The organism is Adhaeribacter arboris, assembly GCF_003023845.1.
In the GTDB taxonomy this organism is placed as follows: Bacteria; Bacteroidota; Bacteroidia; order Cytophagales; family Hymenobacteraceae; genus Adhaeribacter; species Adhaeribacter arboris.
The window spans coordinates 1064850-1088001 of sequence record NZ_PYFT01000001.1 but is presented as its reverse complement, the minus strand read 5'-3'; the positions used below and the strand labels follow the sequence as shown (position 1 = coordinate 1088001).

The following is a 23152-nucleotide window of genomic DNA, read 5'->3' as shown; positions in this document are numbered from 1 at the left end:
CTAATCCGTAATCTTTATTCTGGCCACTTTTATTTTTAATCTAAAGAAATACGGCTTGCTAAACGATTAGTACTAGAATTAGCAAATAAAATCGTCTGTATCCTTAAAAAATAATATTGGCCAATTCTTTATACTGCTGTTTACCGGATTGTGCAGGAACTCATAAATTATACGGCCAAAAAATTCAGAGTTAGCTGTATTCGCGTAGAAGTGCTGCTGGAAAATGTACAAATAAGGAATTAAATCTTAGAGTATGGCAAAAGCATGGTAGAATAGGCTTCATCATTAAAAGGCATTGCAAACAATCTATTCAGGACTGGGTAAAGATAAACCAAAGAATCTGTCTTGAAAAAAGAACCTTAATTACCTTACTTACCTTTAAGCCAGCTTACGAGAGTGCTGGTAAAAGCAACAAGTAAAATAATTAAGGTTCCTTTATGTTCCCCTTGATAATAAAGAATACTAGTCGCTTATAACTGCTTCAAGCGTAAGTTACGATACTGTACTTTCATGGGTGGGCCTACGTGTACTTGCACGCCCAGTAAACCGCTCATTTTACGGTTAGCGGTATCATTATCGGTTACATCGCTCATTAAAACCCCGTTTACGTAATGCTGCAACCGGTTGCCTTTTACCACGAGGTGAAAGTCGTTCCAGTCGTCGCTTTTTATCAAGGTTTGCAGTGAATCGCTTTTGCCCAAAGAGCCGGTAACCTGGCGCGCCTGCCAGGCATTATTTTTAACGTTGGCCCGGAACGACTCCGGGTTTTCTGCATTTTCCTGGGTATTTACAGTAACAATTTCGCCGCGGTAAGCCAGAGTGGTGCGGCCGCGCTCTTCGTAATTTTGCCCCGTATACCGGATTTTTCCGTCAATATCGGCTTGGTACCCTTTTAAGGCAAAAGGAATATCGGTTAGTTGTTCGCTGCGGTAATTGACGCCGGTGTTGCCGTCGGTAGTTATTTTGAACGAACCTTTTAATTCAAAATCAGCCGGAGTACCGCCGCGCCAGATAATAAACGAATTGGTTTTTAAGAGCGTAGTGGGAGTAATTTCGCCCACCAAAGTGCCCTTTTCTACGCGCCAGTATTTCGGGTCCCCTTCCCAGCCTTTTAAAGTTTTGCCATCAAATATGGAAGTAAACCCTTCCTTGTCGCGTTGGCTCTTGTTTATATTTTTATTCTGGCAATTACCGGTTAATAAGCCCACACACAGGATAGCCACCGGGATACAGGAAAAAAACGATTTTTTATGCATTTTGCTGTTGGTTTAGGAACGATTTAGTAAGATAAAACTCCCCGGTAATCAGGTATTTAGCTAGTAAATGTAGCGAATAATCCCACAATTTACCCTGGTTTCCGGAATGTGAAGACCGTTTAGTAATGGCTAATTTATTTAATGCGAAAGGGCTTTCTATCCTGTCGTATCCTGTCTGAATTCATTAAAAAGTTTAAAAGTTTAAAATAAAATTCCCTCGAATCTGATTAAATTTTTTAATATAATTTTCTTCTTCCTGCGGCAGTTTACATTTTAAAATAAATAATCTCTCCTGAAATTACCGGCAAATAACAATTGGCTTTTTTGCTCTTAATTTAAAACAGGACACGGCAGGATAATAAAACATAAAAAGAAAATAATTTAAGAGCTAGTTCCAATTGTAGAACCATTCGGCTTACCAGCCGGAAATTACTATAAATACTTTGCGGTTACTCAGAAAGAGTGAAGAAATACCTAAAATGCGCCTCATGCCAAAAGTTTTCGTTCCTGCCTTAGCGCTGGTTTTACTGGTAAATATCTGTTCGGGTCAGTCTAAAGAAAAAGCGCCGCCAGGCAGCAAACCGCTGAAATTTGTTAAACAGCAAATTGCGGCCGAAAGCTTTGAATCGGTGGATGTGTTTGACGTGAATAACGATAAAATACCCGACCTTGTATCGGGTTCTTATTGGTACGAAGGTCCGAAGTTTTTAAACCGGCATTACATTGGCGAAGTAAAACGCTTTGGCGAATACTGGGACGATTTTTCGACGGTACCCTTAGATGTAAACGGCGACCACAAAATAGATTTTGTTACCGGCGGCTGGTTCGGTAAAACTTTAACCTGGCGCGAAAATCCGGGTAACGGACAAGAATGGCCGGAACACCGAATTGCCGAAGCTGGTAACATAGAAACTACCCGCGCCTGGGACGTAGATGGCGACGGTGTACCCGAAATTATTCCGAATACCCCCAATGATTCTTTGGTTATTTACCGCTTAGTTAAAAATAGCCAGGGCAAAGGAACCGGTCGCTTTGAGCCGCACCGGATAATGGGGAAACACGGCCACGGCTTAGGTTTTGGGGATGTAAACAACGACGGCCGGGGCGACTTACTGGTAGAGAATGGCTGGCTCGAAGCGCCGGCTCAGCCGTTTAAACAAACCTGGAATTTCCACGAAGATTTTAAACTGGGAACTTCCAGTGTACCGATTCTGGTGGCCGATGTCAATAAAGATGGTTTAAATGACCTGATTGTAGGCCAGGGGCACGGTTACGGTTTGCACTGGTACGAGCAGAAAAAAGATAAAAAATCAAAAAAATCTACTTGGCTAAAACACGCCATCGACTTAAACAACTCGCAGTTTCATACCATGCATTGGCTCGATTTAGATGGCGATGGGCAGGAAGAATTAATAACCGGCAAACGTTATCGCGCCCATAACGGCAACGACCCTGGCGAATTTGATCCTTTAGGAATTTATTATTACAAATGGAACGGCGAATCATTCACGAAACAAATTGTGAGTTATGGGCCATTCGGTGAAGGCAAAGGCGCGGGCATTTATTTCAGCGTTACCGACCTGACCGGTTCGGGAAGAAAAGATATTATTGTAGCCGGGAAAGACGGGCTTTATGTATTTTTTAATCAAGGGAGTGAGTAAAAAAGATAGCAAAATGATAAAAAATTAGGCAAATAGATACTGGTAACATAATAATTTAAGGTTTATTCAGCCCGGATTATCGGGATATAAGGAAAATTACCCTGATCTTGATTTCCAAATTGACCGAAACTTTATTCCTCGTTATTTTTCTGTTAACCTGCAGTTATTAAATCCGGACAAGCAAATTTATCATTCCAAAAATTCTGTTTGCATCGGTTAGTAAAAATGCGCTACAAATTTCGTATCTTTTTGGTTATCAAAGAAAATTAGCAGTTGAAAGTATTTAAATGATTGCCTTTTATATTAAAGTTTAACCCTTGTATTTGGTATTGCTCAACTGCTCTTACTTTATTAAATTAAGATTTCTATGACCCAGAAACAAATTCTATGGATGGCATTTATAACCGCTGCCGGTTTCCTGCAAGCTTGCACTTCTGGGTCTGACTCTAACTCTTCGGCCGGGTCATTGCCCGATCAGGTGAGTTATAATTTTGATATCCGGCCTATACTTTCGGATAATTGTTATGCCTGCCACGGTCCGGATGCGAACAAACGGGAAGCTGGACTACGTTTGGATATTGCCGAAGAAGCCTATAAAGCCCTCGAAGAAAATCCTACTGCCCACGCTCTGGTACCGGGAAAACCCGAATTATCGGTCGTATACCAGCGCATTTCCAGTCCGGACACCGCCATGGTGATGCCGCCAGCGGGCTCTAACCTTAAATTAACTACCCGCGAAATACAACTCATTCAAAAATGGATTAAACAAGGAGCTAAATACGAACCTCACTGGGCTTTTGTCGCTCCTAAAAAACCCGCCTTGCCTTTAATAAAACAAAAAGACTGGGCTCGAAACCAAATTGATTATTTTATTCTGGAGAAACAAGAGCAAAAAGGTCTATCCCCTAACCCCGAAGCGGATAAAGAGCGTTTGTTAAAGCGGGTTAGTCTGGATCTGATTGGCTTGCCGCCCAGCCTGCAGCTAATGGATCGTTTTCTGGCTGATACCAGCGCTAACGCTTACGAAAAAATAGTGGATGAGCTGCTGCGAAATCCGGCTTACGGTGAAAAAATGGCCGTCCATTGGCTAGATGTCGCCCGTTACGCCGATTCGCACGGTTTTCAGGACGATGGTTACCGTACCCAGTGGCCCTGGCGCGATTGGGTAATCCACGCCCTGAACCGGAACATGTCTTATAAAGATTTTATTACCTGGCAGTTAGCCGGCGATTTAATGCCAAATGCCACTAAAGAACAGTTATTGGCTACCGGTTTTAACCGTAATCATAAAATTACCGAAGAAGGCGGCGTGGTGGACGAAGAATACCGGGTAATGTACGTAACCGACCGCAGCGATACCTTTGGCAAAGCTTTATTAGGCGTTACTACCGAATGCGCCCGTTGCCACGATCATAAATACGATCCTTTTTCGCAGAAAGAATATTATCAGCTCTACTCCTTTTTTAATAACGTAAAAGAAGTGGGAATAGAATCGGTAATTGGTGGCCCGGAAACCTACGCGAAGAAACCGCTGATAACTATCAGTAACGAAGAAGTAAAGAATATTCTCACTTTTATCAATAAACAAGATACCAGCCGGCTTATTGTATCCGTAATGGGCGATTTAGATACCTTACGGAAAACCCATATCCTGAACCGGGGCGCTTACGATGCACCGGGCAAGGAAGTACAACCGGGTACGCCCAAAGCCATTTTGCCCTTCAATAAAAAATATCCTAAGAACCGCTTAGGTTTGGCGCAATGGTTATTTGATGAACGCAACCCCCTTACGGCCCGGGTCTATGTAAACCGGGTATGGCAGGAGTTTTTCGGGAAAGGCATTGTTAAAACTTCCGGCGATTTTGGTATGCAGGGCGAACTTCCCTCCCACCCGGCCTTGCTTGATTGGCTGGCGGTAGATTTCCGGGAACACAGTTGGGATACCAAACGACTCGTAAAGCAACTGGTTACTTCCGCTACCTACCGGCAGTCGGCGGTAATAACTCCCGAAAAATTAAAAACTGACCCCAATAATATTTTACTCGCCCGCGCTCCCCGGTACCGGATTCCGGCTGAGTTTGTCCGGGATTTAGTTTTGGCAAGCAGTGGCTTGTTAAATAAAACCATTGGCGGACCCAGCGTAAAGCCTTATCAACCGCCGGGTTTATGGGAAGGTGCCACCTCTGGCCGTGGTTTGCTATCGGTATATAAGCAAGACCATGGCACCAGCCTCTACCGGCGGGGTATGTATACTTTAATAAAAAGAACTGTTCCTCCGCCTAGCATGAGTATTTTCGATGCCAGCAACCGCGACCAGTGCGAAGTCAAAAGACTAAATACTAATACCCCTTTGCAGGCCTTAATTATGATGAACGACCCAACCGTACTGGAAGCCTCGCGAGTATTAGCCGCCAAACTGTTGCAGGAAAACAGCCCGGCCAATGATAAAATCCAAAAGGCTTTCCGGACAATAGTTTGCCGCCAGCCTAATAAAAAGGAAATGCAACTCCTAAGCAATTACTACCAGGACGAGCTTAAAACCTTAAACAAGCCAATAGCAGAAAAAAGGTTGTCGGTAGGCGAGTACCCCTTACCAGCAAAAACCGATAAAATAAAGCTCGCCGCCTTGATGCAGGTAGTAACCACTATTTATAATTTAGAAGAAACCCTTTCAAAAACTTAAATCATGGAAAAAGAGATTCTGGAACACGGCTTTAGTTTTAACCGCCGCCACTTCTTATCTAAGTTAAGTTTAGGATTGGGCAGCGTAGCTTTAGGCTCTTTATTGATACCGGACCTGTTTAAAGGTAGTGGTTTGGATGAGTCTGGTTTGAATGCGGGTATTCCTCATTTTGCGCCCAAAGCCAAGCGGGTTATTTACCTGTTTCAGAACGGCGCCCCTTCGCAACTGGAATCTTTCGACTATAAGCCCAAACTACGAGAAATGAACGGCAAGGAATTGCCCACTTCGGTGCGGGGCAACCAACGCTTAACCGGCATGACGGCCAACCAGGATTCTTTTCCTTTGGCCGGTTCATTTATAGATTTCAAACAATACGGTGAGTCGCGGGCCTGGGTGAGCGATTTATTTCCGCATACGGCCAAAATTGTGGATGATATCTGCATTGTGAAATCGATGTTTACCGAAGCCATTAACCACGATCCGGCCCTAACTTTTGTACAAACCGGTTCGCAGCAGGGTAACCGCCCCAGCATGGGTGCCTGGCTGAGTTATGGATTAGGTAGCGAAAACAAAAATTTGCCGGCTTTTACGGTGTTGCTTTCCCGGGGCATTGGTAACGGGCAAGGGGTTTATTCCAAACTTTGGACGAATGGTTTTTTGGATTCTATTCACCAAGGGGTACAGTTTAGTAAAGGCGAAGACCCAGTACTTTATATAAGAGACCCGGAAGGAATGGACCGGCAGGCGCGCCGCAAAATGCTGGATAACTTATCGGCCCTCAATCAACTGGCTTACGACGAATTTGGCGACCCCGAGATAACCACTAAAGTGCAGCAATACGAGATGGCGTACCGCATGCAAACCGCCGTGCCCGAAGTGATGGACCTTTCCAAAGAACCCGACGATGTAATAAAATTATACGGTCCGGAATGTTTAGTGCCGGGCACTTTTGCCGCTAATTGTTTGCTGGCGCGTAAATTATCGGAAAATGGCGTCCGGTTTGTGCAACTATATCACCAGGGCTGGGACCAACACGGCAACTTACCTTACGAGATTACCAGTCAGGCAAAAGATGTAGACCAAGCTTCGGCGGCTTTAGTTACCGATTTAAAACAGCGGGGCTTACTCGACGAAACCTTGGTCATCTGGGGCGGTGAGTTTGGCCGTACCAGTTACAGCCAGGGCAAACTAACTAAAGATAATTACGGCCGCGATCATCATCCGCGTTGCTTTAGTATCTGGATGGCGGGTGGCGGGGTTAAACCTGGCATCGTGTACGGCGATACCGATGATTTTGGTTACAACGTTATTAAAGACCCGGTCCACGTCCACGATTTTCAAGCCACCGTTCTGCACCAGTTAGGGCTGGACCACGAAAAGCTGATTTTCAAACATTTAGGTCGCCGGTATCGGTTAACGGATGTAGCGGGGAAAGTAGTAAAAGATATTTTGATATAAATATATTGTTCGCATAGATGACTTTCTTTATGATTTCTGGTTGAGTTGTTTCATTGCTTAAGTCTTTGTCCTTTTTGTCTTGACACAAAGTAAGAGGGCCCCTACCCCTAGAACCAAAAAAGTCAGGACAATTTTTAACTCGCTGCGCTCAAACACAAAATCGTCGGGCTCTGCACTGACCTTAGGCTGCTTGTTGCATAGTTGGTTGATACAAATGTATGTAAAGGCTTCCTTGCTTAGTTAAGGCTATGATTATGGCACTCCTGTTGAGAAATAACTTATGGGAAAAGTTACTGGCCGGCAAGCAGTAGCTATTGGAAGATATCGCAGTCGGGGCAGCGAGGGCGGGCGTTGGTTTTCCGGTGCCGAGGTACGAGGAATTGCGACGTCAGGAGCAAAGGAAGAGCAGCCCGACCGAGCGTCCCGACGGGGCCCGCCGGCCAGGAGGCAAACAGGGTATGGTTCTACCGCATCAGCACCAGAGACGGGAACCGGCTCCAATGAACAACGCTAGATTAAACAATATCCTTTGTCATGCCTAAATTCTAATAAACCGAGATAATAATGCTTATTAAGCGAGGTAAAACAAGAAAAAATTTAAATAATCCTTCTCCCTCAACCATGAAAAGCAACCTGAAAGGTTACGCCGAAAATCTTGTTTTTGCTTTTAACGTATTCATCCTTTTTTTTCTGGTTTTTGAAAAATACCTATCCGTTCCATTCTGGCTGCAACCCCTCGGCAGAATGCACCCGGTACTTTTGCACTTTCCCATCGTCATTTTGCTGTTGGCTATGGTACTGGAGTTTTTTAGGTTTAACTCTAAGTACCGCACTCAGGAATTTTACCAAAGCTTTACGTCTAATTTATTTCTAGCCGGTATTTTAACTTCGGCGGTAACGATTTTAATGGGTTTGTTTTTATCGAAAGAAGAGGGTTATGATGGTTCTATTTTACAATGGCACAAATGGTTAGGCGTAAGTATTTTATTCTTTACTTCCATCTTTTACTGGATTCAACAGACTAAGTGGTACAACGACCGTACGGCTAAATTTGGTGCGTTGGTTACCACATTCACCCTCATATTTGTCGGGCATTATGGCGCAATATTAACGCACGGCGAAAATTTTATTCTGGAACCCATTACCATTGCGGAAGTTCCTGCTATTCCGTTGGAGCAGGCCGTAGTATTCGAACACGTAGTACAACCAATTTTTGAAAAAAAATGCAGTAACTGTCATAATCCCGATAAAATTAAAGGCAAATTAATTCTAACGGATTCCGCCTCCATTCAGAAAGGAGGCAAAACTGGTAAGTTATTCGTGGCGGGTAAGCCAGAAAAAAGTTTATTGCTCCAACGCATTCATTTGCCAGTAGAAGATAAAAAGCACATGCCGCCCGCTGGTAAAACGCAGCTTACTCCTAATGAATCTGCGTTATTATACCTGTGGGTGAAAGCAAATGCTGATTTTAGTGAAAAAGTAATAGACTTACCAGCTAATGATTCGTTGCGGTTATTAGCCACAACTTTTTTAAAGCCTGATTCCGATGCTCCACCAGAATATAATTTTGCGGCAGCTGACGAAAAGACTATTGAAAAGCTAAATACAAATTACCGCGTAGTTACCCCCCTTGCTAAAGAATCCCCGGCATTGGCCGTAAACATTTATAATAAGCAAGCCTTTACCGCTAAAACATTAGCCGATTTAAAAGAGGTTAAGCAACAAATTGTTTCTTTGGAGCTTAACAAGTTACCGGTGAAAGATGCGGATTTAAAAACAGTGAGCCAGTTTCAAAATCTGCGCCGCTTAAATCTGAATTTCACGGATATCACCGGGAAAGGACTAACGGAATTATCGCCATTGCCACACCTGGAAAACTTATCCCTATCCGGTACTAATTTGCATTACCAAGATTTACAAAAACAATTACCTGGTTTTAAAAATTTGCATACGCTTACTTTGTGGAATACCGGTTTAACGGATACGGAAATACAACAATTACAGCGTACCTATAAGAACATAAATTTTATCGCTGGTTTTAAAGACGATGGTACCCGCCTGATCAAACTAAACCCGCCGCAGCTTAAAAACAGCTCCCCCATTTTCCGGGAAACTTTGCCTTTGCAATTATTTCATCCCATTAAAGGCGTTACGATCCGGTATACCTTAAATGGCAGCGAGCCCGATAGTAGCAAATCATTAATTTTTAAGAGCGGAACGATATTAGCCGGAATGACGACTCTAAAAGCGAGAGCCTACAAAACCGGTTGGCTGGGCAGTGAAGTAGCCGTTTTCAACCTGTACCGTAGTAATTATAAACCGGATAGCGTTCGATTGGTTTATCCTCTGAACCGGGTACACCAGGCCAGCGGCGCTAAAACTTTCTTCGACGGTGAATTAGGTACCTTTAACGCGAACAGTCCGGCTTGGGCAAATAATTGGGCCGGTTTTTATAAAAATGAAATGGAACTCGTTTCGGAATTTAAGCAACCCATTCTGCTTTCGGCAGTCGCCCTGAATACCTTGATTGAATCTGAAAATAATATATTCCCGCCAAGTACCGTAGAAGTTTGGGGCGGTACTACTAAAGACCATTTACAGCTATTAGCCACCTTAAAACCAAAACAACCCACCCAGGTGAACAAACCCGTTATTCAATTATTGGAGAGTAAATTTAAGCCCCACCCGGTTTCTTATCTAAAAATTGTCGCGAAGCCCGTAAAACAATTACCTGGTTGGCACAAGAGTAAAGGAAGCCCCGCTTTGCTCTTAATCGATGAGGTATTTTTAAATTAAAACGCTTCTCAGCTAATAGATTTAATTTTCCTTGCATTTTTAGAAATACCTGCAGCTTAAATCTGGATTCTCCATAAATTTTCAATTAAATAGGTAGCAATATTGGAAATTTTACATAATTCTTTCCAGCACAGGATACAACAGGATAGTTCCCTTTATTTAATTCAATAAATTTTACCTTATAAAATATACCTGCAAAATTTATAAGGCTGAAAGATAAAGTATATGCTTTCAGAAAAAATCACACAGGTGTAAAGCCGCACGTACGGCTAAATAAGCTTCCAGCTGAACCGGACGAGTCTTAATTATATAGAGGTATCTCTAGACATATTAATAGGTAAGTTTTCATGTAAAGTACATTCATTTCTGTCAACCTATAACAGGTATTCTGCCTTGGTTTTATCCTGGGTATATTACTACTAGTATGGGCCAGACTATTTTAAAAATTTTATCTGCTTACTCTTTATACAGGTTCTAATTATTTCATCTACAGCTAAATGATGTTATTTATGAAAGACTATTTACCAAAAAAGCGGAAGTATATGCTTCTATTTCTGCTGTTGCTAATGGCCACGACCGAAGCCTGGGCGCAAAATATCGCGGTTACCGGTAAGGTCACGGGAGATAAAGGCGAAGGCCTACCTGGCGTTACCGTGTTGCTCAAAGGAACCACCAACGGTACCTCAACCGACCCATCGGGTAATTATAGTTTAACTGTACCCAATGGCGAAGGCACCTTAGTAATTTCTTTTATTGGTTATAATACCCAGGAAGTTGCCATTAATAACCGCAACTCTATTAACATTACGCTGGGTGCCGATGTGAAGGCTTTGGAAGAAGTGGTAGTAGTAGGCTACGGCACGCAACGGAAACGGGATATTACTTCGGCGGTATCTAATATAAATATGGGCGATATCGGGGAAGTTCCGGCCTCTAACGTCACCCGATTAATTCAGGGCCAGGCACCCGGAGTAGCGGTAAAACAAAAAAATGGTACGCCCGGTAGTCAGTTTGAAGTACGGGTACGGGGCATTAGTTCCTTGGGGGCCGGCAGCGACCCCTTGTACGTAATAGATGGTTTTGCGGTAGGAACCAATGTGGGGCAAAATTTAAACCCCAACGATATTGAAAGTATTACCATTCTGAAAGATGCCGCCTCAACGGCTATTTATGGTGCCCGAGGATCTAACGGCGTAGTTTTAATTACGACTAAAAGCGCGAAGGAAGGCAAAGTTGGCTTAACCTTTACTGCCGATTACGGCATTCAGAATATTCCGGATTCCCGGAAAGTATCGGTGCTGAACGGAGTAGAATTTGCTCAATTCAAGAAAGAAGTTTTCATGGATAATATCCGGTATTTTCAAAAACGCGAACCGGATATTTCCGAAGTGCCGATTGGATTCCGTTTTCCGGAACAAACCAAATACTCCACCAACTGGTTCGACGAAATTCTAAATAATAATGCTCCTTATCAAGATTATAACCTAACGCTTTCGTCCGGCAAAGGACCCATAAAATCGGTTCTGTCAGTGGGTTATTTTAAAGAGCAAGGTTCTATTATTGAAACCAATTACGACCGGATTTCGGCGCGGGCTAATTTGGCTGGTGAAGTAAATAAATTTATCGCCATTGGCTTTAATATTAATGGCAGCTACTCCAAACAAAATGTAGCCAATACCGATGGCCGAGATGCCCTGGTGGGTTCTACCTTGATTATGGACCCCCGGGAGCCCATGTATAACGAAGACGGTTCTTTAAGGCCTTACATTGGCGGCGCCGACGGTGTTTTTGGCTATCCTAATCCCGTATTTGCCTTAAAAAATATTACCCGTCGAAGAAACATTGCCGATGTTTTATCGAACGGGTACGTAGAGCTCTCCTTGTTCAAGGGTTTGAAATTCCGTTCCTCCGTAAACGCGAAATTAAATTATAATAACTACAACGAGTATATTCCGTCTACCATTGGCTCGGCTCTGGGTTCCGGAACGGCAGGTGCGCCACCTAAAACCGCTACGGCCCGGGAAATTACCGAACAATTGTACAATCTTTCTACGGATCAACTGCTTACCTACGCACCCGAATTAGGCGCTAATCACCATTTGGATGTATTGGTTGGTTTTACAGCCCAGGAAGAAAAAGTGCGGGGAGTGGATGGTTCGGGCAATACTTTTCCCGATGATTTAGTGCCTTATCTGGGGGCGGCTTCTATCCGCTCGTCTAATTCCTACGAATACGGCTGGAACTTACTGGCTTACCTGAGCCGGGTAAATTATTCCTTTAGAGATAAATACTTATTTTCGGCTTCCATGCGGCGGGAAGGAAGCTCGCGGTTCGGGGAGAAAAATAAATACGGTAATTTCCCGGCGGCCTCTTTGGGCTGGCGCGTTTCCGAAGAACTTTTTATGCCCAAATTTACCTGGTTAAACGATTTAAAACTGCGGGCTAGTTGGGGGATGACCGGTAATAACAATATTGGTAATTATTCGCACCTAGCTTTTATGAATGCCAATAATTACATATTGGGGAACGCTTTTGCCCCGGGTAAAATAGTAAGTTCTTTTGCTAATACGGAGTTGGGCTGGGAAAAATCGAATCAGTTAGACCTGGGTCTGGATTTAGCGTTGCTGAATAATAAAATAGTCTTAACGGCCGAGTATTACAAAAAGATTACCAACGATATGTTACTGCCTATTTCCATTCCGGCGGTTTCCGGGTTTACTACCAGCTTAGCCAACATTGGAAAGGTGCAGAACAAAGGCTTTGAATTTGGACTGGAATTTAAAACTGCTATTGGCCCCGTTAATTTCCGTACCAGCCCGAATATAACCTTTAACCGGAGTAAAATATTGGCCATAAAAGGAGCCAATGATATGCTCTGGTACGGCGGCTTTTACGGCGGCTACAACGTGCAGAAAGTGGGTCGCCCGATTGGGATGATATACGGTTATAAAAAATTAGGCATTTTTAATACCCAGGCCGAAATTGATGCGGCACCTAAACAAGACGGGGTTATTCCGGGGGGGATGAAGTTTTTTGATGCCAACGGTGACGGGGTAATTTCTTACGATACCAAAGACATGGTGGAGATTGGCAATCCTAATCCGGCTTTTACCTGGGCCTGGACCTTTGCCGCCGATTACAAGCGCTTCGATTTTAATATTTTATTTACCGGCGCTCAGAACTACGATGTTTACCGGAACATTGAGGCTTCTACCATGAATATGGATGGCGTATTTAATGTGTTAGATAAAGCCAAAGACCGCTGGCGCTCCCCCGAAAATCCGGGATCTAACCCCAATGCTAAAAATTCGCAGGGCGGCACCAACTACTTTAAATGGTCGCGGGAAAGCAGCGAACGCTATGTGTACGATGCCAGCCATATCTGGGTGAAAAATATTACTCTGGGTTATACTCTACCGCAAATAAAATCTGTCTTAACTAACGCCCGGATATTTATCAATGCCTCCAACATGTTTTTGATTACGGACTATCCGGGCAATAACCCCGATGCCGGTGTGCGGGGCGGCACCGAACTAAATAATGACGATGAATCTTATCCGGTGCCAAGAACTTTCTCCGTAGGTGCTAGTCTTAACTTCTAAATCTAAGCAAGATGAAAAAAATAACTGCTATCAGTATTATTCTGCTCAGCCTAATTCAAGTTTCCTGCGACGACGACTTTTTGGTAACCACCGATCCTACCCGCATTGGCACCGACCTTTTTTACAAAGACCAGAAACAGGTGGAACAAGCCTTGAACGGAGTTTACGGCCAACTTCAGACGATTTCTAATAATGCGTATATTTTCCAGGAGTTTACTTCCGATAATACTACCCTGGATTTTAACCCGCTGGACCGGGGGGGAGCCGCTGGCTGGGAAGCTTTTGAGTTTTCGACGGTAAATTCCGGCAACGGCGAAATATCCAATTTATGGAACACGTACTACGCCGGTCTATATAATATTAATTTTACCCTTGAAAAACTAGCTGCCAGCACTACCATCGATCCAGCCGCTAAAACTGTTATCGAAGGTCAACTTAAATTTATTAGGGCTTATTATTACTTTAATCTGGTGCGCTACTTCGGGGATGTGGTTTTAGTTACCACCACTTTGGAAAAACCCGACGAAGCCTTTGATTTGGTAAGGTCGCCGGAAGCCGAAATTTATACGCAGATAGAAACTGACCTGAAAGAGGCAGTAACTGCTCTGCCCAATAGCTACGATGCGGCTAATGCCGGACGAGTGACGAAAGGAGCAGCTTTAAGTTTATTAGGCAAAGTGTACCTGACTAAAAAACAATATCCGGAAGCCATTTCAACCCTCCAGCAGGTACTACCGCTGGGTTATGCTTTATACGCCAATTACGCCGACAACTTTGATCCGCAGAAAAAAAACGGCATGGAATCAATTTTTGAAGTACAATACCAGGGTGGTAACGACTTAGGCGAGTGGAGCAGTTTTATGTACACTTTTGCTCCCCGTTTATCTCAGGGGGTTATTACCGGGTTTGCTAGCGTTGCTCCAGCTGGCCGTAACATACCTACCAACGATATGATTGCCGCCTACGAAACGGGTGATTTACGGAAAGATATTTCTTTAAAAACCGGCTATACCAATGCGAAAGGAGAATTCGTAGCGATACCCTATGTAAACAAGTACCATTACCCGCATACAATTGCCGGCCGTACGGATAATAACTGGCCGGTTCTCCGCTATTCCGATGTATTGTTAATGCTGGCCGAAGCGCTGAATGAACAATCCGGTCCAACGGTCGAAGCCTATGATTATTTGAACCAAGTACGGAGACGGGCCGGACTGGCGGAGTTAAACGGATTAAACAAAGAAACTTTCCGGGAAAAAGTTTTGCAGGAAAGAAGAGTGGAACTGGCTTTTGAGAACCACCGTTGGTTTGATTTAAAAAGAACGAAAACTCCCGCCGAACTTGCCCAGTTTATGAACGAGTATGCCGCCAAAGAAAAAGCCAGCCCAACTGTGGACCGAGGCGGCGTGGCCTTTAATGCCCTGGATTATGTATACACCGATAATGAATATGTTTTACCCATTCCGGCGCCACAAATTCTGATTAATGATAAATTAACCCAGAATCCTGGTTATTAATGGAATGATTAGGTACCTTAATTAGTTGATTATGAAAAGGATAATTCCTTTCTAGTTCTCTGGTTTCGGCAATTATTACCAATTTAGTTTATGAAGCAGAATCTTTTTCCCAGAACCGAGCTCTTTAAAATTAGTATTTTCATTCTAATTTGTTACTTTTTACCCGATTGTTTAGCGTACGGGTTTGCCGAACCAATAGTGGCTACAACTAGCGGCAACGGTGGCTTCTGGCTCTGGAAATTGCTCGGTCGCTTACATCCTTTAGCCGTCCATTTTCCGGTAACCTTACTTTGTTTGGCCGCCATCCTGGAAGTCGCCACTCTCCGAAATTTTACTTCCCGTCTCCGGCCAGGCATTGATTTACTCGTGCTCATTGGTGCGGGCGGTGCAGTTATAGCAGCTATTTTGGGTTTATTGCTGGCCGGTCAGGAAGATTATTCCGGTGACCTATTAGCGCTTCATCGCTGGACCGGTGTAGCCACGGCAGTTCTGAGTGTACTCACCGCTTTTGTTTTGTACATCGTTGAAAAAAAGGAGCGCTGGAAATTAATTAAAGTCTACCGCGGAGTTTTAATTTTTACGGCGGTTGGGGTTACCGCCGCCGGCCATTATGGTGCTTCTTTAACCCACGGCGATGTTTACTTAACCAGCGTTATGCCCTGGACCGACGATTACGAAAACACGCCGGCGGGTGAGAAAAAATTCACCTTAGTTTCGTTGCAGGAAGGTGGTAAACTAGACCCTGCCAAAGAAGTAGAATTAAGCGTTCAGGTAAGAGCTATTTTTGCCCATAGTTGCTACAAATGCCACAGTTCCGACAAAATTAAAGGCGAACTACGACTTGATCAGAAAGATTTAGTATTTAAAGGTGGCAAGTCAGGGCCTATTATTATTCCGGGACAACCGGAAAAAAGTGAGCTGATCCGGCGTATTACTCTACCCCGCAGTCACAAAGAATCGATGCCGGGCAAAGGAAAGGCTTTAAGTACCGAGGATATTGCTTTGATTACGTACTGGATTAAAAAAGGCGCCCCGTGGCCGGACAAAGGACAGAAAAGTATTTACCGGGTAGCCGAGCTAAAACCCCGTTTACCTGCCTTACCACCTGTTACCAAAGAACTGCAAAATCCGGTGGATTTGTGGGTAAACCAATATTTTACCAAAAATAAAATAGTTTGGCCGAAAGTAGTGGGCGATCGCACTTACCTGCGCCGGATTTACATGGATATCATCGGCATTGTGCCTTCCCCGGAAGAACTGGAAGCTTTTATCAAGGATACCCGGCCGGATAAAAGAGCTATTTGGGTACGACAGTTATTGAACCGCAAAGAAGATTATGCCCTGAATTGGCTTACGTTTTGGAACGATGCCCTGCGGAACGATTATTCCGGCACCGGTTATATTACCAACGGACGCTATAATATTTCGGATTGGCTCTATAAATCTTTAGAAAGCAATAAACCCTATAATCAGTTTGTAAAAGAACTATTAAATCCTACCGAAGAATCGAAAGGCTTTATCAGCGGTATTCAATGGCGGGGGGTGGTGAACGCCAGTCAAAGAGTGGAAATGCAGGCGGCGCAAAATGTATCGCAGGTATTTTTAGGATTAAACTTAAAATGTGCCTCTTGCCACGACAGTTTCGTGAGCGATTGGAAACTAGCCGATGCGTATGCCTTTGCCAATGTATTTGCCGATACTACCCTGGAAATTAATCGTTGCGATGTGCCTACCGGTAAAATGGCCGACACAAAAATCTTATGGAAAGAACTGGGTACGATTGATAAAAATGCACCGGTAGAAGTAAAATTGAAGCAATTGGCGGAAAACATGGCGAAGCCGCAAAATGGCCGTTTGTACCGGACTTTAGTGAACCGGGTTTGGGGCCAATTAATGGGCCGCGGCATGGTAGCTCCGGTAGATGCCATGGACAACGAACCCTGGAGCCAGGATTTACTCGATTGGCTGGCTTCGGATTTTGTAGCCCGCGGTTACGACGTAAAAGAATTAATTTACCTGATTACCACTTCTAAAACCTACCAATTGCCGTCGGTAGGCATCAAAGATGTAAATAAATTAAATACTACCGATTACAAATTTACGGGTATGTTGCGGCGGCGCTTGTCCGCGGAACAATTTGCGGATGCGGTTAGCCGTACCATTCAACCCGTGTACGCCGATTCGTCGCTGCAATACAATCCGGCCGGTAAAGAAAAACCAAATCCTTTAAAAACGCCTTTCGTCCGGGCTTCCCTGGTGAAAAATGATGGTTTTTTAACGGCCTTAGGCCGGCCTAACCGCGAAACCGTAATTACGGGTCGCGAGTCGCAGGCGAACTTGCTGCAAGCCATGGAACTTACCAATGGCAAAAAATTTAACGAGGTTTTAAAAAAAGGGGCAGATAATTGGATTTCGCAGTACAAAGAATCAGAAATTATCATCCGGGAAGTTTACCGGAAAGCCTTTGGGAGGGACCCACTTCCCCGGGAAATCATGGTAGCCAAAAAAATGCTAGGTCCTACACCCCAATCCGAGTCGGTTCAGGATTTCTTGTGGGCCATTGTATTATTGCCGGAATTTCAGTTTATATTTTAGATGTCAGACGATAGTCCATGGTCTATAGACCATAGCTTTCAATTCCCTTGTTAAAGCCAAGGGTAACTCAGATTTCAAATTACTTCCAGCTTTATTTGGAAAATTTGATAGTAGTGTACTGAAGCTAATAATGAGAAAGATATTCTTTAATTAGGAACACTTAGATTACTAAAATAGAATAATTTACAAACTTGTAACTTATAAATTGCAATCTATAACTTGCAACTAATAACCATGATGAAAACCAAATGGGATAGACGAGAATTTTTAAAAAACGCGAGTGCTGCTACCTTATCTGCTTTGGCAGCTGGTGCTCCTTTGAGTGGTTTATTAACTTCTTGCAGCCGGGATAAAAACCAAAAAGTGTTGGAATCAGCAGCGGTTAAAAACAAAATCGCGCAAACAAAAGCAGATACCGTTATATTATTGTGGATGGCGGGCGGCATGGCGCATACGGATACTTTTGACCCCAAACGATACACTCCCTTTGAAAAAGGCATGGATTCCAACCGGGTACTGAGCACCTTTAAAGCCGTACCTACCGTTTTAGATGGCATTCACTTTTCTGAAGGTTTAGAATCGATTGGGAAGGTAATGAACAAAGGTACTTTAATCCGGTCGTACGTGGCCGCCGATTTGGGTTTTATTCTGCATTCCCGGCATCAATACCATTGGCACACCTGTTACGAACCACCCCAATCGGTAGCCGCCCCGCATATTGGCGCCTGGATTGCCAAAGAACTAGGACCTAAAAATCCGGTTATTCCCGCTTTTATTGATATCGGACAACGTTTAACTTTAGGCGAAGGCGAAGAATTAAAGGCATTTCATACTTCCGGCTTTTTGGGTAATGAATTCGGACCTTTCATGATTGCGGACCCGACCAGCGGTTTAGATAGCGTGAAACCACCGGTAGGCATGTCGTATAAAAGATTCGAGCGACGCAACCAATTATACAACGAACTAATTAGCCAAAGCGCATTCGGGGAATTCGGGAGTGATTACCAAAAAGAATCGCTGAAACGGGCGATGGAGCAATCGTATAGGCTGCTCAATTCGCCGGAAGCCAAAGCCTTTGACTTGAGCACCGAACCTAAAGAAAGTTATGCTATTTATAATACCGGCAAGTTTGGTTTAGGCTGTTTATTGGCGCGTCGGCTTACGGAAAAAGGTGCCCGTTTTATAAGTGTTACTACCGAATACGTGCCTTTTTTAGGTTGGGATACCCACGAAAACGGCCATACCCGGGCTGCGGATATGAAGAAGCATATTGATGGTCCGGTAGCTCAACTGATTAAAGATTTAGATAAAACCGGCCACTTAGATCGGACCATTGTTATTTTAGCCAGCGAATTTAGCCGCGATATGATGCTGGAAGGTCGCCCCGGAGCGGAAGTAAAGCACCAGGTAGATCAACCCACCATTATCAACGACATTAAAAACTACGGCATGCACCGGCATTTCACCGATGGTTGCTCTATTTTGATGTTTGGGGGTGGTTTGAAAAAAGGTAACGTTTACGGCCGAACGGCGGATGAAAGGCCTTGCAAGACAGTAGAAAAACCCATTAAAATCGACCAAATTCACCAGACCATTTATCATGCTTTAGGCATCGCCGAAGACGCTCACGCCATCATTGAAGAACGACCTTTTTACACTACTCCCGATGGTTTAGGAAAACCGGTAATGGAATTATTTGCTTAATGCGGAGCTATTTAGTAATTTATTGGGCTATTTATCGGGCAAGTAAAACTTGTTAGCTATTCCGACCCCAGGAGAAAAAGGAAGCTTAAACCAGCCTAAAAGAGCCAAACGGGCCCTACAGGGCTTGAGGCAAACACGAACTCGTAAAATAGTTAGCAGTGCCACCTGGAGACTTAAAAGGCTTCAACCATTATCTCGAAAAACAACTACGCAAAAAATATTTAAAATGATTGATAATACTTCCCGACGCGATTTTCTAAAAAAAACTGGCACCGCCTTAGTAGTCAGTTCTGTGTTCCCGAACATCTGGATTAAAAAAGGTATGGCTCAAACTAACGTTACTACCTTAGGCCATAATTCGCACCGCTACCGGGTAGTGGAAGGCTGGGGAGTTTTAGATGCCGGAAAAAATCCGGTGAACGATTGCCACGAAATGGTAGAAGATGCGCAGGGAAGGTTACTATTACTCACCAACGAAACCAAGAACAACGTTTTGATTTACGATAAATCCGGGAAGCTTTTAGATGCCTGGGGTACCAGCTATCCTGGGGCGCACGGTTTAACTCTAAGCAACGAAGGCGGGCAACAATTTTTATTTATTACCGATACCGACCGGAACCAAGTAATTAAAACGGACTTGAAAGGCCGGGAAATTTTTAAAATTGACTATCCGAGACAAAATAAATCTTACAACCACCCGGGCGAGTTTAAACCCACCGAAACTACCGTTAACCCTAACAATGGCGATATTTACGTGGCGGATGGTTACGGATTAAATTTTATCACGCAATATAATTCCAAAGGCGAATACATCCGGCACTTCGGCGGTAAAGGTACCGCCAACGAAACCTTTGATTGCTGCCATGGCGTATTATTCGATAATCGAAATTCTAAAAATCCTACTCTACTCATAACCGACCGGTCGCACATGAGTTTGAAACGATTCACGCTGGATGGCAAATACATCAGTACCATTCCGGTACCGGGCTCCTTTATTTGCCGGCCGGTTTTAAAAGGAAAAAATTTGTACGCCGCCGTTTATCGCAGTACTTCCCAGGAATATCCCAATTCCGGATACATCACTATTTTCGATGAGAAAGACCGGGTAATATCTACGCCGGGCGGCACGGAACCCAAGTACGTGCAGAATGTTTTACAGGAACAGCAAAAAGACCGTTCGTTCATGGGCTTTATGCACCCCCACGATGTATGCGTGGATTCCGATGAGAACATATACGTGCCCCAATGGGCTTCAAAGAAAACCTATCCCATAAAATTAGAACGGGTTTAGATTTATAATTCTTTCTGGAGAGAAAGGCACTATGGCGCGGAAGTTACTTCCGTGCCTTATCTGCATAGTACCAATTATTTTAAATATTTCTAAGGAGTGAGCGCGAAAGGCATGGAAGTAACTTCCGCGCTATATTTGAGGTTTATTAAAATAAAAAAGCATCAGGTTTTACCCTGATGCATATGTAACGCTTGGTAAGACCATCACTTTGCCGAAGCTTCCAGATCATCTAAGGTCCAGTATTTTTGCCGGTTGGCAGTTTGGGCTCTGATTTCTTTTACTTCTTCCGGACGAATAATGGGAGCTTTGTTGTACATGTCGTTACGCACATAACTTAATACCGCGGCAATCCATTCATCGTCGTTGTGGCCCATAGCCGGCATTACATCCGGGTATGTTTTTCCTTCTACCGGGCCGGATAAGCCGTTTAATAAAATCCGAATAACCGTAGCTTTGTCGCCGTTAATTCGCTTTAACCGGGATAAGGGCGGTGCTACCATATCGTTGCTGCCCAAGGCAATTCCTTTGCCGTCCTGGCCATAGCAAGCAACACAAACCTGCTGGAAAATAACCGATTCTTTCGTTAACAAGGCTCTGTCCAGGGGAGTTAATTTATGGAATTCTTCTTTTCTGCGGGCAATAGCCTCGGCGGTTTTAAACCGGCTTTTCTCCGATTCAGCTAACAAAGGAATAGTTGGATTTTTAGAGATTATTTCCTGCACCAGCAAATTTCCTAGGTTATCCGGAAGAGCCCGTAGGGATAAAGCTAACTGAATTTTTACTTCCGGATTTGGATCATTTTGTAATGTTTGCAATTGCTGGAGTGTTTCGGAATCGTTTTGCTTCAGGAATTTTTCGCTGATCCACACCGCCGTTTTTCTTACCTGGGCATTTTCATCTTTAAAAGCCTGAAATAAAGTGTTTTTATCAATGGCCTCTAATCCTTCCAATGTCCATAATGCGTGAATTTTAGTTAGATGTTCCGTTTTAGCTGGCCGGGAAAATAGTTTTTGCCAGAAAGAAGGTTGCTTAACTGGCATTTCTTTCAAGGCGGGCACTATTGATTTATCACCTCGTACAATTAAAAGTTTTTGAGCATTATCGCGCCACCAACCATTCGGGTAATTTAAATAAGAAACCAGAGTACGGGAAGGGGCATTTAGTAATTGAGGTTTTTGGAAATCGGGTTTAAAATCATCGTGTACCACCCGGTAAATGCGCCCCAGGCCATTGTTTTTATCTAATCTGCGGGCTAATATCTGCGGCCGAATGTAACTGCCTTCTTTGGTCCATTCACTTTCCTGAATAATGCCGTGATACATATCCACAATGTACAACAAACCATCCGGCCCGGTTGCCGTATTCACCGGCCGAAAATTCATGTCAGAGGAGGCGATAAATTCTTTTTGGTGGTAAGCGTTTTGCAAGGAAACTTTGCCATTCTGATTAATAACTTTAGCCCGCCGGATTAAACGCCCAACCGGCTCGGGAGTGAAGAAGTCTCCCTGCAATTCGGCGGGAAGCCGGTCGCCCCGGAAAATAGATTGCCCCCCGCTAGAAGTAAAATGATTTAAAGAATTATCTTCCGGCCGCATTCGCTTGGGACCACCCTGTGCATCCAGCGTACCAATAATCGGCAGGTGGATAAAAAAGCTTCGTTGTATTGATCTTTTAAATCTAAACGGCCATAAGCCGGATTTTGCTGGAAAGAAACGATCGGCCGCTCGGCGCCACCCGCTGAGAAAAACAAGCGGCCATAATTATCGTTCGCCACTCCCCATTGTCCACCCGGGTCTTCCATTAACGAATCGGCTTCCATCATCCCATTTTTATACCGGAAGCGAATGCGGTCGCGGGAAACGTAAATATAATTATCTACATTCCAGATTAAACCACTTTTTTGGTGTTCCAGGTTGCGGGTATCCACCAGGTTATTTTCGTATATCCGTTTTTTCTCGTCGGCCACCCCGTCGCCATTAGTATCGCGGTAACTCCACAAATGATTGGTGTTAGTCTCGTTCACAATGAGTTGGTCATCCAGCGGTAAAATCATGCGGAGCAGGACTAAACTGTCAATGTACACGGTGGCTTTATCCATTTTGCCATCGTTATGGATATCTTCCAGTAGTTTAATCCGGCTGATAGGTTTGTATTTATCGGTGCCGTACACGTCCAGCATATAGGTATTCATTTCGGCCACAAACATCCGTCCGTTGCCGTCCCAGGCAATGGCTACCGGCTCCTGCACCATGGGTTCCAAAGCCACTAACTCCAGGTGATAACCGGGGGGAAGCTGCACTTTTTTCATACTTTCTTCCGGCGATAAAGGCACAGCCGGGGGATCTTTATTTACTAACCGGTGGGGCGACGGGCTGGTTTGCGATACAGGATTGGGAGTTTTACAAGTAAAAACCAGCGATAATAAAAAGGCACTGATCGCCCAGATTTTGCTTTTCATCTTTAATCAAATAAAATAATAAGGTCATGTAAATGAAACGGATGGTGCAGAACAAAGAGAGATTTTTCTATCTTTACCTGTGTTAAAAAGGGAATAAATGTATGAAAGCATTTTTGACTCCGGATAAGTTC

Annotated in this window: 13 protein-coding genes; 10 read left to right on the top strand and 3 right to left on the bottom strand. The window is 43.9% G+C overall.

The window, feature by feature from the left end; all coding sequences use genetic code 11:
* Nucleotides 1-470 precede the first annotated feature (470 nt).
* Entirely contained in the window at nucleotides 471-1256 is a 786-nt protein-coding gene (locus AHMF7605_RS04565; protein WP_106926878.1) for a 3-keto-disaccharide hydrolase, read from the bottom strand.
* A 488-nt stretch (nucleotides 1257-1744) separates the two neighbouring features.
* On the opposite strand from AHMF7605_RS04565, the gene AHMF7605_RS04560 reads away from it, so the two are divergent.
* The 10 genes from AHMF7605_RS04560 to AHMF7605_RS04515 all read left to right on the top strand — a co-directional run bounded on the left by AHMF7605_RS04560 (nucleotide 1745) and on the right by AHMF7605_RS04515 (nucleotide 20563).
* Complete coding sequence (locus tag AHMF7605_RS04560) at nucleotides 1745-2917, top strand: FG-GAP repeat domain-containing protein (protein WP_106926876.1); 1173 nt, start codon at nucleotides 1745-1747, stop codon at nucleotides 2915-2917.
* A 367-nt stretch (nucleotides 2918-3284) separates the two neighbouring features.
* Nucleotides 3285-5600 carry a PSD1 and planctomycete cytochrome C domain-containing protein gene (locus AHMF7605_RS04555; RefSeq protein ID WP_106926874.1) on the top strand — a complete coding sequence of 772 codons (2316 nt, stop codon included), beginning with the start codon at nucleotides 3285-3287 and terminating at the stop codon, nucleotides 5598-5600.
* 3 nt (nucleotides 5601-5603) lie between these two features.
* Nucleotides 5604-7058: a DUF1501 domain-containing protein gene (locus AHMF7605_RS04550; RefSeq protein ID WP_106926872.1), complete on the top strand. Its 1455-nt coding sequence runs from the start codon at nucleotides 5604-5606 to the stop codon at nucleotides 7056-7058.
* A gap of 280 nt (nucleotides 7059-7338) precedes the next feature.
* Nucleotides 7339-7572 carry a hypothetical protein gene (locus AHMF7605_RS04545; RefSeq protein ID WP_146153517.1) on the top strand — a complete coding sequence of 78 codons (234 nt, stop codon included), beginning with the start codon at nucleotides 7339-7341 and terminating at the stop codon, nucleotides 7570-7572.
* Between the two features lie 107 nt (nucleotides 7573-7679).
* Nucleotides 7680-9854 (top strand): c-type cytochrome domain-containing protein, encoded by a 2175-nt coding sequence (locus AHMF7605_RS04540; protein WP_106926869.1) that lies wholly within the window; start codon nucleotides 7680-7682, stop codon nucleotides 9852-9854.
* A 542-nt stretch (nucleotides 9855-10396) separates the two neighbouring features.
* Nucleotides 10397-13456, top strand: a complete 3060-nt coding sequence (locus tag AHMF7605_RS04535; RefSeq protein WP_233218941.1) for a SusC/RagA family TonB-linked outer membrane protein — start codon at nucleotides 10397-10399, stop codon at nucleotides 13454-13456.
* Nucleotides 13457-13467: 11 nt separating this feature from the next.
* Nucleotides 13468-14973: a RagB/SusD family nutrient uptake outer membrane protein gene (locus AHMF7605_RS04530; protein WP_106926865.1), complete on the top strand. Its 1506-nt coding sequence runs from the start codon at nucleotides 13468-13470 to the stop codon at nucleotides 14971-14973.
* A 90-nt stretch (nucleotides 14974-15063) separates the two neighbouring features.
* Nucleotides 15064-17568, top strand: coding sequence for a DUF1549 domain-containing protein (locus tag AHMF7605_RS04525; RefSeq protein WP_106926863.1), 2505 nt, complete (start codon nucleotides 15064-15066; stop codon nucleotides 17566-17568).
* A gap of 237 nt (nucleotides 17569-17805) precedes the next feature.
* A complete protein-coding gene (locus tag AHMF7605_RS04520; protein ID WP_106926861.1) occupies nucleotides 17806-19272 on the top strand; it encodes a DUF1501 domain-containing protein in 1467 nt (488 codons plus the stop codon).
* Between the two features lie 322 nt (nucleotides 19273-19594).
* Nucleotides 19595-20563: a 6-bladed beta-propeller gene (locus AHMF7605_RS04515; protein WP_394336231.1), complete on the top strand. Its 969-nt coding sequence runs from the start codon at nucleotides 19595-19597 to the stop codon at nucleotides 20561-20563.
* 203 nt (nucleotides 20564-20766) lie between these two features.
* Here AHMF7605_RS04515 and AHMF7605_RS04510 read toward each other — a convergent pair whose 3' ends face one another.
* A complete protein-coding gene (locus AHMF7605_RS04510) occupies nucleotides 20767-22158 on the bottom strand; it encodes a DUF7133 domain-containing protein (RefSeq protein WP_106926857.1) in 1392 nt (463 codons plus the stop codon).
* Nucleotides 22134-23021, bottom strand: coding sequence for a DUF7133 domain-containing protein (locus AHMF7605_RS04505; protein ID WP_106926855.1), 888 nt, complete (start codon nucleotides 23019-23021; stop codon nucleotides 22134-22136). Before AHMF7605_RS04505 ends, AHMF7605_RS04510 begins: the two co-directional genes overlap by 25 nt.
* Between the last annotated feature and the right edge of the window lie 131 nt (nucleotides 23022-23152).